Genomic DNA, 13,534 nt, shown 5'->3' on the forward strand with positions numbered 1-13,534 from the left:
GCCGCTTCGCGCAATAGAACAGACTGCAAGGCAATGAGCGTGGGCGGGGACCGTGACTGCAGCAGATAATGACGTTCCGGTTCTGGTTCTCTTCCGTAACGATCTTCGGCTGGAAGACAATCAGGCGCTTTTGGCGGCTCAGCGAACAGGCGCGCCCATTCTGTGCGTTTACGTCCACGAAACCGAAGGCGGCTCGGCCTTCCGGCCGCTCGGCGGCGCCAGCCGCTGGTGGCTTCATCATTCTCTCGCGGCCCTGTCGGCCGCCATCGCCAACAAGGGCGGCGCGCTCGTCCTGCGGTCGGGGCGGCTGGTTTCCGCCATTGAGGCTTTGATCGCCGAGACGGGTGCGCGCCACGTTCATGCCACACGTCGTTTCGATCCGGCGGGACGGCAGGCCGATGAGGAATTGGCAGACGCGCTCGCCGCATCCGACATTGCTTTCGAGCGTCATGACGGCTTCCTGCTTCATGATCCGTCTTCGATCCGGACATCGTCGGACCGCCACTATAGTGTCTTCTCCCCCTTTGCCCGGAAGCTCATTCCCGTCATTCAGGACGCCCAGCCAGAAGCGAACGACGGTCCCTTCCACTTTTTCGATCCGCCGCAAAGCGACGACCTTTCCACCTACGGATTTCTACCCACCAGTCCGAATTGGGCGGCGGGGTTTGCCCCTCACTGGCAACCTGGCGAGGTCGGCGCGCAAAAATCCCTCGAACGGTTTCTGACCGACGCACTCGACGATTACGCGACCGGGCGGGATCGGCCTGCGGTTCAGGGAACCTCCCGCCTGTCACCGCATCTGGCTTTCGGCGAGATCGGGCCGCGTCAGGTCTGGCGCGCCATAGAGACGGTCGGGCCGCAAAAGACTGGCCGTGATGTCACGACCTTTCAGCGCGAGATCGTCTTTCGCGAATTCGCCTGGCAATTGCTGGCCAACAGGCCGGAGATGACCTGGGACAATATCGATGGCCGCTTCGATCGTTTCCCTTGGGATGAAGATCCGAACGGCGCACCGCTCCGCGCGTGGCGGAAAGGCCGGACCGGCTACCCTATCGTCGATGCGGGTATGCGCCAGCTTTGGCAGACCGGCTGGATGCACAACCGCGTCCGTATGATCGTCGCCAGTTTCCTCACCAAGCATTTGATGGTGCACTGGAAGCGGGGTGAGGAATGGTTTCACGATACGCTGATCGATTTCGATCCCGCCAACAATGCGTTCAATTGGCAGTGGACGGCGGGCTCCGGCGCCGACGCCGCGCCCTTCTTCCGCATCTTCGCCCCAGTCACCCAGGGGCGCAAATTCGATTCCGAAGGCAACTATGTGCGTGCTTTCGTTCCGGAACTCGCCGCGCTACCCGCCAAATTCATCCATGCGCCATGGGAAGCGCCGGACGACGTTCTTTCTGAAGCCGGTGTGAAACTCGGCAGCGACTATCCCCGTCCCATGGTTGACCACAGCGTGGCGCGCGAACGGGCGCTCGACGCATTCAAAGCCATGAAAGGCGATTGATGAATTTTGTAGACCCCGCATTCCCGCGTTCCGGGAATGGCGAAGACGCAAGGCCCCGTGTGGCGGTCATCGGTTCCGGCATTTCGGGTGCGTCCTGCGCCTGGGCATTGCGAAAGAATGCCAGTGTTACCCTTTTCGAGGCCGAGGACCGGCCCGGCGGACATACGGCGACGCGTGATGTTTGCATTGGTGAACGTTCCATCGCGGTCGATACGGGTTTCATCGTTTTCAACACCCTCACCTATCCGTTGCTGACCGCCCTTTTCGAGCATCTCGATGTTGCGACAGAAGAAAGCGAGATGAGCTTCTCGCTTTCCCTCGATGGAGGCCATTTGGAATGGGCCGGTTCGGACGACTGGCGTCAGGCCATCGCGCAAAAGCGCAATATCGTTCGTCCACGATTCTGGCGTATGCTGTGGGGCATGAAGCGGTTCAACGAATTGTCGGCCGCAGAACGCGGCTCACCGTCCCTATCGGGCCTGACGCTGGGCGACTGGCTGGATAGTCACGGTTTCAGCACCGCCTTCCGCGACGACTATTTGATCCCGATGAGCGCGGCGATCTGGTCGACCCCGCGCGATGCGATGCTGGCGTTTCCCGCCGATGCCTTCCTGACCTTCTTCCACAATCACCGGCTCAACACCATGGACCGGCCGAAGTGGCGTACTGTCAGCGGTGGCGCGCGCAATTACCTCGATCGCCTTCTCGGAGCGCTTCGTAGGGACGGCGATGTCGTGCTGGGCGCGCGGGTGCGGTCTGTCACGGCCTCCATGGCCGGCCCCGTCATACGCACCGACCGGCTCGAACAGACATTCGACCATGTCGTACTGGCAAGCCACAGCGATCAATCCAGGGCCATGCTCCACGCAGATGCGAACGAAGCGCGACGAGCTGTCTGCGAAGCGGTCGCCTATCGGTCCAACCGTGTGATCCTCCATTCCGATCCGTCTTTCATGCCGAAGCGAAAGCGCGCCTGGGCGGCATGGAACTACCAGCGCACCTCCGGCGACGAAAAGGTTGGCGACGTCACCGTTACCTACTGGATGAATCGCTTGCAGAATATCGATTCGTCGATTCCGCTGTTCGTCACGCTCAATCCCGTCGGCGAACCGGACCCGGCCAAAGTTTACGGTGAGTGGACCTACGACCATCCGCAATTCGACGCCGCGGCGATGGCGGCGCAGAAGCGGCTCGATGCGATCCAGGGTCGGGACGGCATCTGGCTGGCCGGCGCATGGACCGGCTACGGCTTCCATGAGGACGGACTACGCTCCGGCCTGAGGGTAGCGGCCGCCCTCGGTGCGCAATTGCCTTTCCCCGCTGAACTGAAGCCGTTTACGTTGCACGGCGACAATGATCGTGGCCCTGCCCTTGCCATCGTGCCGGAGGCGGCAGAGTGAAACGGCGGCTCCCTTCCACTTTAGCGGCAAACGGGCCACCGCCAAAGGCGGCAGCGACGCTCTATGCCGGGCCGGTCATGCACCAGCGGTTGCGACCGGTCGGGCACCGCTTCACCTATTCGGTTTATTCGTTGTTGATCGATATCGACCGGATGGAAGAAGCGAACGACCTGTCGCCCCTTCTCGGAATCCAAGCGCCCGGGCTGCTGAGCTTCCGGGCAAGCGATCATCTGCGCGACGGGGCGGACAATCTGCGCCGCCAGGCCGATGAGTGGTATCGTGAAACCCGACCGAACGATCCTCTTCCGACCCGTTGGCTGCTGCTTTGCTACCCGCGCATGTTCGGCTGGGTCTTCAACCCGATCAGCGTCTGGTTCGCCCTCGATGAAGCCGACGTCCCATTAATGCTCGTCTACGACGTCCGCAACACATTCGGCGGCCGGCACGCCTACCTTGCTCCGGTGAAAGACGGCGAAATCAGCGAGGCCGGTATCCGCCAGACGGGCGACAAGCGACTGCATGTCTCGCCCTTTCTCGGCCCGAACCTGACCTACCGGTTCCGCATCATGCCACCCGGCAAGGGTGTGAAACTGCGCATCCATGAAACCGAAGAGGGCGAACCGCTTTTCGACGCCACATTCAGCGGCCATGCCCGCCCCGTCACCACCGCGACGCTTCTGCGCTATCTCGTCACGATTCCGTTCCTGCCCTTCAAGGTTTACGCGGCCATCCACTGGGAAGCTTTCCGGCTGTGGCTGAAGGGCGTGCGATTCCTCGGAGCGGGCGACCAGAGCCGCGACGATCATGCCCCGATCGACAAACCGTTCGACGCCGATACCCACTCCCACCCCAGATCATCCAGGGAGCGCAACGCCGCATGACCGATACGACCTTTCACGAGATCCAACTGCATCCCGGAATGGAACTGCCCAAGACACTTCGCGATATTCCGCTGACGGCACGAAAATCGCTCGCCAGCCTGTCGCAGCTACGCGCCGGCTCGCTGCGCGCCACGCTGCCGGACGGTCACAAGATCTTCATCGAGGGCGCGCAACCCGGACCCAATGCCGAACTGCACCTCTACAACTGGCGGCTGGCACGCCGCGCCTTTATCGATGGCACGGTCGGCGTTGCCGAAAGCTGGATCGACGGCGATTGGGATAGCCCCGATATCGTGAGTTTCCTGCGGCTTTTTCTTGCCAATGGCGAAACGATGAACGAGGTCGCCACCACAAGCGGCAAGCTCTCCCACGCCATTCAGAAATTCCGCCACTGGCTGAACGACAATACGCCGAAGGGATCGCGCCGCAACATCGCCGCCCATTACGATCTCGGCAATGCGTTCTACCGGCTTTGGCTCGACCCTTCTATGACCTATTCCGCAGCGTTATGGCACAAGGGCACCGAAACGCTGCAGGAGGCGCAACACGCCAAATATACCGCTCTTCTGGACGATATGGGCGCGGAAGCCGGCGAACACATTCTGGAGATCGGTTGCGGCTGGGGCGGCTTCGCCGAGATCGCCGCGCAGCGCGGATGCCGTGTGACCGGTCTGACGATCAGCCAGCAGCAGCACGACCACGCCGAAGCGCGACTGGCGGATGCGGGAGTGTCCGACAGGACCGAGATCGTTTTCCGCGACTATCGTGAAGAAGCCGGCCAATACGATCACATCGCTTCGATCGAGATGTTCGAAGCTGTGGGCGAACGCTGGTGGCCCGCCTATTTCGAAACGCTCGACCGCACGCTGAAGCCCGGCGGCACGGCGGGTCTCCAGATCATCACCATCGCCGAACATGCCTTTGAGGATTACCGCCGCTATCCCGATTTCATTCAACGCTACGTCTTTCCCGGTGGCATGTTGCCGACCCCGACCCATCTACGCGATCTTGCAGCCGAGGTCGGATTGACCATCGAAAACGAAAGGCGTTTTCCGCAGGATTACGCCCGCACTCTGGCTTTGTGGCGTGAGCGGTTCGAGGAGGTCTGGCCGAAGGTCCGCGCGCTCGGCTTCGATGAGCGGTTCCGCAAGGTCTGGCTGTTTTATCTCTACTATTGCGAAGCGGGCTTTCGCGAAGAGAATATCGATGTGCGGCAGATCGTGCTGCGCAAACCGGCCTAGAGCGAAGTGGACGGACGCGTTCCGTTCAACGTCTCCAACCGTTCTTGGGCGCTTAGCGGTCTGATAGTCCCATGCGAGCGCTCGGTCACCACAAAGCCGAAGCGCTGGTAGAGGCGCAGGGCGGCAGGATGATCGAGCGATGTTGTTCCGATCGTGACCCGTTCGGTCCCCTCCTCCCAGGCGGCACTAAGGGCGGCATGCAGAAACCAGGGCGATAGATTGCGGCCCTGAGCATGATCGATCAGCCCGAAATGAACGATATGGGCGACGCCGTCGCGCTTGCTGTCGATCTCGAAAAAACCGGCTGGAGCACCATCCAGATAGAGCACAGAGATATGTGTGGTCGGCGCGTCAAGAATGGCTCGGATCGAGACATCCGACAGCCGCATTCTCTGCACCCAGTAATGGTCGTGCCCAACCTGATCGAGGAGAAACCGGTAATAGGCGATCGGCATCTGCTGAACGCGCATCAGCGCCAGCTGACCTGTCAGAGGTGCGGGCGGCATGTGCCCCGGCGGCTGAACTAGTTCCAGCCAGGTGAAGACGGCCTTCAACTCCCCATTTTTGCCGCTCGTCGCAGTGCTCACTTCTGCACGCCACGCGCAGGGCCTGTCTCGACTTCCGTATCGGATCGCGCGCCCCATTCCGACCAGGATCCGTCGTAAAGGCGAATATTCTCGTATCCGGCCTCCTCGAGCGCCAGCAACAGCGCAGCCGCTGTGACGCCGGAGCCGCAGCTGGTAACGAGCGGCCGGTCCTTCGGCACGCCCGCTTCAGAGAACAGGGCACGAAGCACGTCGACGTCTTTGAGCCGCCCATCCTTGGATAGTTCGGTGAAAGGCACGTTGAGCGAGCCGGGAATGTGGCCCGAGCGCATGCCTTTTCGCGGTTCCGGTTCTTCACCCGTGAAACGCCCGGCCGGACGCGCATCGACCACGATCGCATTGCCCGACGTCGCGATCCGCTTCATCTCATCGAACGGAACGACCGTATCGGTGTCGAACTCTGCTTCAAAATAGCAGCCGGCGGTCTTTGTCGGCTCGGCCGTTACGGGCCGTCCGTCCTTTTTCCAGCCATCCAGCCCACCGGCCAGCACGGCGACTTTCTTCGCGCCCATGGTTCGCAGCATCCACCAGACGCGCGGCGCGGAGAAGAAACCGGGTCCGTCGTAGACGACGATATTGTCATGGACCGAAATGCCCATGGAGCCGAGGTGCTGGGCAAAATGGCTGGGCGATGGCATGGCGTGCGGCAGATCGACGCCCGGCTCGACCACCAGATCCTGATCGAAGAAGACGGCGCGCGGAATGTGCGCTTCCTCATATTCCTTTTCCGCATCGCGCCCCTGTGCCGGAAGATACCAGGACGCATCGATGATCGACAGGCCGGGATCGTGCAGATGCTTCTCCAGCCATTCGGCGGGCACGATCGGCATTGGCATGGCGTCGCTCATCGAAGCATCTTCCTTCCATCTGTTGCGCCGCCAGCGAAGCGGCGTCCCGCGCCTATCCGAAACCGAAGCGCGTTCTCACCCGCGATCTAGGGCGCCGAACCGGATACGGAAACGCCGGTTCTCGCGCCCCTTCTTCTCGATCTTGCCGATATGGATCGCGCCGACCTCGGCGGTTTCCGAAACATGGGTGCCGCCGCAGGGCTGGCTGTCGACCGATGCTTCATCGCCGATACAGACTAGCCTGATCGTTCCCGCTCCGGCGGGCGGACGGACATTCTTGCTTTTAACGAGACCCGGATTGGCGGCCAGTTCGTCCTCCGTGATCGTGCGTGTGAAGATCGGGTGATTGCCCTCGACAAGTTGCATCAGCTCCAGCGTCACTGATTTCTTGTCTGGCACTTCCGACATATCCAGATCGACGCGGCTTTCGTTTTCGCCGACCGCCGCCCCCGTGATCGGATAGGGGCAGACGACCGACAGAAGGTGGCAGGCGGTATGCATCCGCATCAGTCGGTAGCGGCGGTCCCAATCGATATGAAGGACCAGCGTCTCGCCGATGACGGGAACGGGCGCGTCTTCGTCCGGCAGATGCCGGACGATAGTCTTCGCCGCGTCGCCATAAACCGTACCGGTGATCGAAATCTGGCTGCCGTCCGCCCGTTCCAGAAAGCCGGTATCGCCGGGCTGGCCGCCAGAGGTCGCGTAGAAATTCGTCCGGTCCAGAAGGATGCCGCCCTCGCCGTCGATCCCGACCACCTTGCCCTCCACGGTCGAAAGGTAGGCGTCGGGCAGAAACAGGCGGTCGGTCGGCGCGGTCATCCTTACGTCAGACCTCTTCGAAGGGAATATCAATTTCCGGCTGCCGCTCCATCCACTCCGGCACCGGAAGCTCTTTGCTGCGCAGAAAATCGGGATTGAAGAGCTTGCTCTGATAGCGCGTGCCGTAGTCGCACAGAATGGTCACGATGGTGTGGCCGGGTCCGAGATCCTTGGCCAGACGAATCGCGCCGGCGATATTGATGCCGGACGAGCCGCCAAGGCAGAGGCCCTCTTCCTGCACCAGGTCGAAAACGATCGGCAGCGCTTCCTCATCCGGGATCCTGTAGGTGAAATCGGGCGTGAAGCCCTCCAGATTAGCGGTGATGCGCCCCTGTCCGATCCCTTCCGTGATCGAGGTGCCTTCGCTCTTCAACTCGCCCTCGGTGTAATAGCTGTAGAGCGCCGCGCCGCCGGGATCGGCCAGCGCCGATTTGATCTGCGGATTGTGCTCTTTCAGCCCCATCGCCGTGCCGGCGAGCGTGCCGCCCGTGCCGACCGCGGCGACGAATCCGTCCACCTTGCCGTCGGTCTGCCGCCAGATTTCCTGCGCCGTGGTACGGATATGGCCATCGCGATTGGCGATATTGTCGAACTGGTTGGCCCAGATCGCTCCCTTGTTGGTTTCACGCGCCAGCTTCTCGGCCAGCCTGCCGGAGACCTTTACGTAATTGTTCGGGTTCTTGTAGGGCACCGCCGGCACTTCCAGCAGTTCAGCGCCGAGAAGACGCAGCGCGTCCTTCTTTTCCTGGCTCTGCGTGTCGGGAATGACGATGACCGTGCGATAGCCGAGCGCCTTGGCGACCACGGTCAACCCGATGCCCGTATTGCCCGCCGTACCCTCGACGATCAGCCCGCCGGGTTGGATCAGGCCCTTCTCTTCAGCATCGCGAATGATGAACAGGCCCGCCCGGTCCTTCACCGACTGGCCGGGATTGAGAAATTCCGCCTTGCCGAGAATTTCGCAGCCCGTCATCTCCGACGCCTTCTTCAGGCGGATGAGCGGCGTTTCGCCTATGCAGTCGAGAACGGTGCGGTCCATCGGAATTTCCATCTGTTTTCTGTTCTTTTGCAGGATGTGCAAAGGGTATGGCTGCGGCGAGGCGAGTTCAAGCGCTGGCGTTTCGCGCCCGGCCATATCGGCGCAAAAACAGCCCTCCCATTCCACCGCTTCACGCGATAGCGCCCAGCCCTATCTGGTGCGTGCAAGATGTTTTCAAGCCGGAGCCAACCACCGATGTCCCTTTATCGCGCCAGACCCAAAGACGGCCTCTGCTTCATGACCGGGGCGTCGTCCGGCATAGGCCGCGCAGCAGCGCTTGTTCTGGCGCGCAAGGGCTGGACCGTCGTGAGTGTCGCCCGGAGCGCCGACAAACTGCAGAGTCTGGCGGATGAGGCGGAAGCCCTCAGCGGACGCATCATTCCCGAGCCGTGCGACGTGACGGACGAGGAGGCGATGGCGGCGCTGATGCGGCGGGTGGTCGCCGAGCACGGGCCGATCGCGCTCGCCGTTTTCGTCGCCGGCAATTACTGGCCGGTGGTTGGCAGCGATCCCAGCCTTGAGAACATGAAGAAGACCTATCAGGTCAATGTCTTCGGCGTGCTTCATGGTTTGGTGCCGGCCATCCTTCATATGCGCGAGCGCCGGAAGGGCCAGATCGCCATCGTCGGTTCGGTCTCGGCCTATGGCGGCCTCCCCATGGCCTCGGCCTATGGCGCATCGAAAGCGGCGCTGAACAATATGGCTGCGGCGCTGAAGTTTGATCTCGACAAGCTTAATATCCGCACGCAGATCATCAATCCCGGCTTCGTCGATACGCCATTGACCGAGCAGAACGACTTCAAGATGCCGTTCCTGATGGAGGTCGACGAGGCCGCCGAGGCGATGGTGGACGGGCTTGAGAATGGCGGTTTCGAAGTCACCTTCCCCAAATCGCTCGCCACGATCCTGAAATTTATCAACCTCTTCCCCTATGGCGTCTATTTTCCGGCCATGCGGCGCATGATGGGCTGGAAGGACAGGCGAGCGCCTGCCCCCAAGCACTTCTTTGACAGGCCGGATCGCGACGAGCGGCCGGGCGAAAACGAGACGGCCGACAGCTAGGCCGGATCGGCCACGCTCTCGATGCCCCGCCGCAATTGCTGTTGGAAGGCTTCGTCGAGCGGAAAATTCCACATCAGGCCGATGGCGATCAGCTTGAAGAGGATCGGTGCCCAGCCATAGAGCGCCGCGAGAACGAACAGCGCTTGCGCATCGTTACCAGCGCCGGCTGCGGAATCGAACCCGGCGAGCTGTAACAGCGGAAAGGCGATGCCAACGCCGAGGGCGAGCGACAGCTTCGTCGCCAGAGACCATGCCGAGAAATAGAGGCCGGAGCGCTGCTCCCCGGTCGCCGCCGTGTCGATATCGATGACGTCGGCCTGGATCGACGAGGGCAGCGAGAGGTCGAAGCCGAGCGCGAGGCCAGTCAGCACCACGATGCCGATAAAGACGATCCCACCCGTCATCCCATCGAGAAACGGCACGAAAACGAACACGACGCAGGCGGCGAGCATGGCCCAGCACCAGGCGCGATGCTTGGAAAGGGTCTTGGACAATCCCAGCGCCAGTGGCACGCCCAGCACCCCGCAGGCGAAATAGAGAAAGAGGAGCGGCCCCTGCCAGTCCGGCATTCCAAGCCGTGCACCCACGAAGAAGAGAAACAGCGTGGCCGGGATGCCATTGGCCAAACCGTTGAGGAGATAGGCGAAGATCAGCCGCAGAAAGGGTTTGTTGGCCGCCATGGCGGCGAGCCCCTCGCGCAGACTGACATTGAAGCGGCGGCTGTGTTCGCGGGGCTCCGGCACGCGGACCAGCATGATCAGACTGAAGATCACGAAGAGCGCGCCCACGCTCGTGCCCAGCACGGCCAGACCGTGCCAGCCTTCCGCGCTTTCGGCAACGCGCCCTCCATCGATGGCGAAGGGCAGCGCGATGGCCAGAAGCGTGCCGATCAGCGTGGCGCTTTCGCGAAACCCGGCAACCCGACTTCGGCCGCGATAATCGGTCGTCAGTTCCGCGCCCCATGCCGCGTAAGGCAGATAGGCAAGAGTGAAGGAGATGGCGAGCGCCGTCGCCCAACCGAACAGATAGCCGAGCCCCGCCCCTTCCGGTGGTGCAAACAGCATGTAAGCGCTGATCGCCGTTGGCAGGATCGCGAGCGACAGCGCCGTCCGACGCCGCCCGAAGGCCGGCCGGTAGCGATCCGCGGCCCAGCCGACAATGGGATCGGACACAGCGTCGATCAGGCGGACGGCCAACAGGATCGCGCCTACCGCGGCGAGCGGCAGGCCGACGACGTCGGTATAGAAGGTCGGCACCACGATGTAGAGCGGCAGCGTCAACGCCGCGAGCGGTAGGGCCGGCAGCGCGTAAATGGCAAGCAGCCGCGCGGGAAGGCGTTTGATCTGCGGTCGATGATCGGATAGCGGCTGGCTCATGCGCTGCAATTAGGGCTTCGCCACGGCCCGAACAGCCGCCATCACCTGCCGCCTTTTGCGATTCCCGATCAACGGGTTACGCCAACGAACCGAATCAGTTCGGCAAGCAGATGATTCAGCGCTTCATCCTTTGCGCGGACCTGCATCGCGGGCGAACAGATAGATCGACAAACCGACAGCCAGAATAAACGCATAGAAACCGAACACGGTCTCATAACGAATATCGGCTGGCGCTGCCGCCGCGATGCCTCCGCTCAGCCACTGAAAGACCCCTGCCCCGCCGATCGAGAAGAAGTTGATGAGGGTAACGCCACGCCCGGTCAGTTCCACCGGCACGAAGGCCCGGCCATGGGCCATCACGACACCATAGGCCGCGCCGAAAAGGCCGACCGTGACGAAGAGCACCAAGGTGGTGAGAAGAGAAACGCCCGGAAGTACAATCAGTGCGAGAAGGGCGGCAAGTACGGCCAGATTGCCGCCGAACACTACCCATTTGCGCGTTCGAAAGAGTGTGTCGAGCGGGCCGTAGGCGATCGAGCCGATCACCATGGCGATGGCCATCGCCAGCGTGACGTGGCCGATCAGCACAGCATCGGCCTCGAAACGTTCGGCGAGATAAGGCCCGGCCCAGAGGCCGCGAATATTGGCGGCGGGACTGTAAACCACCGCAGCCATGAGGAGCACCGGCCAGAGCGCCTTGATCCTCAGCAATCGCAGCGTACCGAGAAAACCGTCCGACGGAGACGAGCCGGAAAGGCGCGGCGGGTCGCGTACCAGAACGAAAGTGAGAATGGCCGTTGCGACGGTGACTGCCGCGAGTCCGCCCATCACCTGCCGCCAGCCATAGGCCTCCGCAGCAAGCGCCAGCGGCGTGGTTCCGACGATATTGCCGGCCGAGCCAACGCCGATGAAGACACCGAGCAGAAGCGCAAGGCGGGCCGGGTCGAACCGTCGGGCGAACAGGACAGTCGTCGCCATCAGCACTGGCGCGCAGCCGAGGCCGAGCAGACCCATCGCAATCACGATCATGAAAGGTTTGCTGGCCAGGGCGAAGAGGATCGCCCCGCCCCCGCCGGCCAGCAAAAGCAGAGACGATGCCGTGCGGCGCGGTCCATACCGATCGAGCGCCACGCCGACTCCAAACTGTGAGAGGGCGAAGATCACGAAGAACGCGCCCGCCGCTACCGAAAGCGCGCTGTCGGTTGCGCCGAGATCGCTTTTGAGCGCCGGTACCAGAACCGCCAGAAACGACCGGTAGAACTGCGACAGCACATAGGCTGCGCCCAGCACGGCAAGATCGAGCATTCGCCTCCTCCAAACGGCGGCAAACTGGCCCGTCCACAGCCCAGGCGCAACGGTTAGCCTGTCGCCCGGACAATCAAATCAGAAGGTTCGCCAGAAGATCGTTGTCGGTAATGTCCTGCCACTCCCATCCGGCATCGTCGAAACGCTCGATCAGCGCTGGGAAATTCGATGCCTGGTCGGTTTCGATCCCGATCACTACCGAACCGAAATTACGGGCGCTCTTTTTCAGATATTCGAAGCGGACGATGTCGTCCTTCGGACCGAGCAGATGCAGAAAGTCGCGCAGCGCTCCCGGCCGCTGAGGGAACCGGAAGATAAAATATTTCTTCAGCCCCTCGAAGCGCAGCGCCCGTTCCTTGACCTCCGGCAGGCGTTCGAAATCGAAATTGCCGCCCGAGGTCACGCAAAGCACAGTCTGCCCGACAAGGTCCTTTCCATCAGGACCGGCCAGATCGCCCAGCGCATCGATCGACAGCGCGCCCGCCGGCTCCAGCACGATGCCCTCGATGTTCAGCATCTCGATAATGGTGCCGCAAAGCCGGTTTTCCGGGATGGTGAGCACACTTGTGGGATCGATGTGACGCAAAGCCGCAAAGGGCAGTTCGCCGATCTCCGCCACCGCTGCGCCATCAACGAAACCGTCGATCCGCGGCAGTTTCAGCCGTTGGCCGGCTTCCAGGCTGAGCTTGAGGCTGGGCGCGCCCTCCGGTTCGCAAAGCGTGATGAGCGGCTCGAGCCCCGCCGCTTTCACGACGCCAAGAACCCCCGTCGTAAGGCCGCCGCCGCCCACCGGCAGAACCAGCCGGTCGAACGTTCGGCCCTTCGGCAACTGGTCGAGCACCTCCGTCATCACCGATCCCTGCCCCTCGATAATGTCAGCATGGTCGAACGGCGGAACCATCAGCGCGTCGTGATGGGCGGCGAAATCCTTGGCAGCGCTGTAGCACTGGTCGAAAATGTCGCCGATCAGCTCGATCTCGACGAACTCTCCGCCGAAGGCGCGTGTCTTGCCGATCTTCTGAGAAGGTGTCGTGACCGGCATGAAAACAGTGCCCTTGCGGCCGAAATGCCGGCACGCATAGGCGAAGCCCTGCGCGTGATTGCCGGCCGATGCGCAGACGAACCCACCAGCGTGCCGCAGCACCGATTTGCACATGAAATTGAACGCGCCACGCAGCTTGTAGGATCGGACGGGCGACAGATCCTCACGCTTGAGCCAGATCTCCGCGCCATAGCGTTCCGACAGATAGGCATTCTGTTGCAGCGGCGTCGGATCGAACAGTTCCCGCAACGCCTCCTGCGCCTGTCGGGAGGCGACCAGCGGATCGGTGGCGAGAAAAGCGGACTGCTGGTGCAAAACGGACCTCTCCATGCCTGACCCGGCTATAAAATGGTATTTGTCTTCTATAGGGTTCCTGCGACCCCGGACGATCTGGCCCTCGTCATGG

At 62.2% G+C, this 13,534-nt stretch carries 12 protein-coding genes; 5 read left to right on the forward strand and 7 right to left on the reverse strand.

Features of this window, described 5'->3' with window-relative positions; translation table 11 throughout:
* Positions 1-52 precede the first annotated feature (52 nt).
* From B7H23_RS08695 to B7H23_RS08710, 4 genes are read left to right on the forward strand one after another with little or no spacing between them, the layout of a single operon-like run.
* Positions 53-1,510 (forward strand): cryptochrome/photolyase family protein, encoded by a 1,458-nt coding sequence (locus tag B7H23_RS08695; protein WP_094077062.1) that lies wholly within the window; start codon positions 53-55, stop codon positions 1,508-1,510.
* Positions 1,510-2,910, forward strand: coding sequence for an NAD(P)/FAD-dependent oxidoreductase (locus B7H23_RS08700; RefSeq protein ID WP_094077063.1), 1,401 nt, complete (start codon positions 1,510-1,512; stop codon positions 2,908-2,910). The genes B7H23_RS08695 and B7H23_RS08700 overlap by 1 nt, the downstream gene beginning before the upstream one ends.
* Positions 2,907-3,791, forward strand: a complete 885-nt coding sequence (locus tag B7H23_RS08705) for a DUF1365 domain-containing protein (RefSeq protein ID WP_240535034.1) — start codon at positions 2,907-2,909, stop codon at positions 3,789-3,791. Before B7H23_RS08700 ends, B7H23_RS08705 begins: the two co-directional genes overlap by 4 nt.
* Positions 3,788-5,032, forward strand: coding sequence for an SAM-dependent methyltransferase (locus B7H23_RS08710; RefSeq protein WP_094077065.1), 1,245 nt, complete (start codon positions 3,788-3,790; stop codon positions 5,030-5,032). Before B7H23_RS08705 ends, B7H23_RS08710 begins: the two co-directional genes overlap by 4 nt.
* Here the strand turns inward: B7H23_RS08710 and B7H23_RS08715 are convergent.
* The 4 genes from B7H23_RS08715 to B7H23_RS08730 all read right to left on the reverse strand — a co-directional run bounded on the left by B7H23_RS08715 (position 5,029) and on the right by B7H23_RS08730 (position 8,343).
* A complete protein-coding gene (locus B7H23_RS08715; RefSeq protein WP_158215796.1) occupies positions 5,029-5,619 on the reverse strand; it encodes a GNAT family N-acetyltransferase in 591 nt (196 codons plus the stop codon). The genes B7H23_RS08710 and B7H23_RS08715 overlap by 4 nt on opposite strands.
* Positions 5,616-6,485, reverse strand: a complete 870-nt coding sequence (sseA, locus tag B7H23_RS08720; RefSeq protein WP_094077067.1) for a 3-mercaptopyruvate sulfurtransferase — start codon at positions 6,483-6,485, stop codon at positions 5,616-5,618. The genes B7H23_RS08715 and sseA overlap by 4 nt, the downstream gene beginning before the upstream one ends.
* Positions 6,486-6,560: 75 nt before the next feature.
* Positions 6,561-7,304, reverse strand: a complete 744-nt coding sequence (locus tag B7H23_RS08725; RefSeq protein WP_094077068.1) for an alanyl-tRNA editing protein — start codon at positions 7,302-7,304, stop codon at positions 6,561-6,563.
* Between the two features lie 7 nt (positions 7,305-7,311).
* Positions 7,312-8,343, reverse strand: a complete 1,032-nt coding sequence (locus tag B7H23_RS08730) for a cysteine synthase A (RefSeq protein WP_094077676.1) — start codon at positions 8,341-8,343, stop codon at positions 7,312-7,314.
* Positions 8,344-8,538: 195 nt separating this feature from the next.
* On the opposite strand from B7H23_RS08730, the gene B7H23_RS08735 reads away from it, so the two are divergent.
* A complete protein-coding gene (locus tag B7H23_RS08735; RefSeq protein WP_094077069.1) occupies positions 8,539-9,405 on the forward strand; it encodes an SDR family NAD(P)-dependent oxidoreductase in 867 nt (288 codons plus the stop codon).
* Here B7H23_RS08735 and B7H23_RS08740 read toward each other — a convergent pair.
* From B7H23_RS08740 to ilvA, 3 genes are all read right to left on the reverse strand, one after another.
* Positions 9,402-10,781: an MFS transporter gene (locus B7H23_RS08740; RefSeq protein WP_094077070.1), complete on the reverse strand. Its 1,380-nt coding sequence runs from the start codon at positions 10,779-10,781 to the stop codon at positions 9,402-9,404. The two genes, B7H23_RS08735 and B7H23_RS08740, sit on opposite strands and share 4 nt — an antisense overlap.
* A 123-nt stretch (positions 10,782-10,904) precedes the next feature.
* Positions 10,905-12,086: an MFS transporter gene (locus B7H23_RS08745; RefSeq protein ID WP_094077071.1), complete on the reverse strand. Its 1,182-nt coding sequence runs from the start codon at positions 12,084-12,086 to the stop codon at positions 10,905-10,907.
* Between the two features lie 73 nt (positions 12,087-12,159).
* The gene (ilvA, locus tag B7H23_RS08750) at positions 12,160-13,458 is read right to left on the reverse strand and encodes a threonine ammonia-lyase IlvA (protein WP_094077072.1); all 1,299 of its coding nucleotides are present in this window, start codon (positions 13,456-13,458) and stop codon (positions 12,160-12,162) included.
* Positions 13,459-13,534: the final 76 nt, after the last annotated feature.

Source organism: Notoacmeibacter marinus (genome assembly GCF_002238045.1).
In the GTDB taxonomy this organism is placed as follows: Bacteria; Pseudomonadota; Alphaproteobacteria; order Rhizobiales; family Rhizobiaceae; genus Notoacmeibacter; species Notoacmeibacter marinus.

Coding starts and splice junctions, on each gene's coding strand:
- B7H23_RS08745 (WP_094077071.1), bottom strand. CDS start 12,086: ATGCTCGATCTTGCCGTGCTGGGCGCAGCCTATGTGCTGTCGCAGTTC.
- sseA (WP_094077067.1), bottom strand. CDS start 6,485: ATGAGCGACGCCATGCCAATGCCGATCGTGCCCGCCGAATGGCTGGAG.
- B7H23_RS08735 (WP_094077069.1), top strand. CDS start 8,539: ATGTCCCTTTATCGCGCCAGACCCAAAGACGGCCTCTGCTTCATGACC.
- B7H23_RS08700 (WP_094077063.1), top strand. CDS start 1,510: ATGAATTTTGTAGACCCCGCATTCCCGCGTTCCGGGAATGGCGAAGAC.
- ilvA (WP_094077072.1), bottom strand. CDS start 13,458: ATGGAGAGGTCCGTTTTGCACCAGCAGTCCGCTTTTCTCGCCACCGAT.
- B7H23_RS08740 (WP_094077070.1), bottom strand. CDS start 10,781: ATGAGCCAGCCGCTATCCGATCATCGACCGCAGATCAAACGCCTTCCC.
- B7H23_RS08730 (WP_094077676.1), bottom strand. CDS start 8,343: ATGGACCGCACCGTTCTCGACTGCATAGGCGAAACGCCGCTCATCCGC.
- B7H23_RS08710 (WP_094077065.1), top strand. CDS start 3,788: ATGACCGATACGACCTTTCACGAGATCCAACTGCATCCCGGAATGGAA.
- B7H23_RS08725 (WP_094077068.1), bottom strand. CDS start 7,304: ATGACCGCGCCGACCGACCGCCTGTTTCTGCCCGACGCCTACCTTTCG.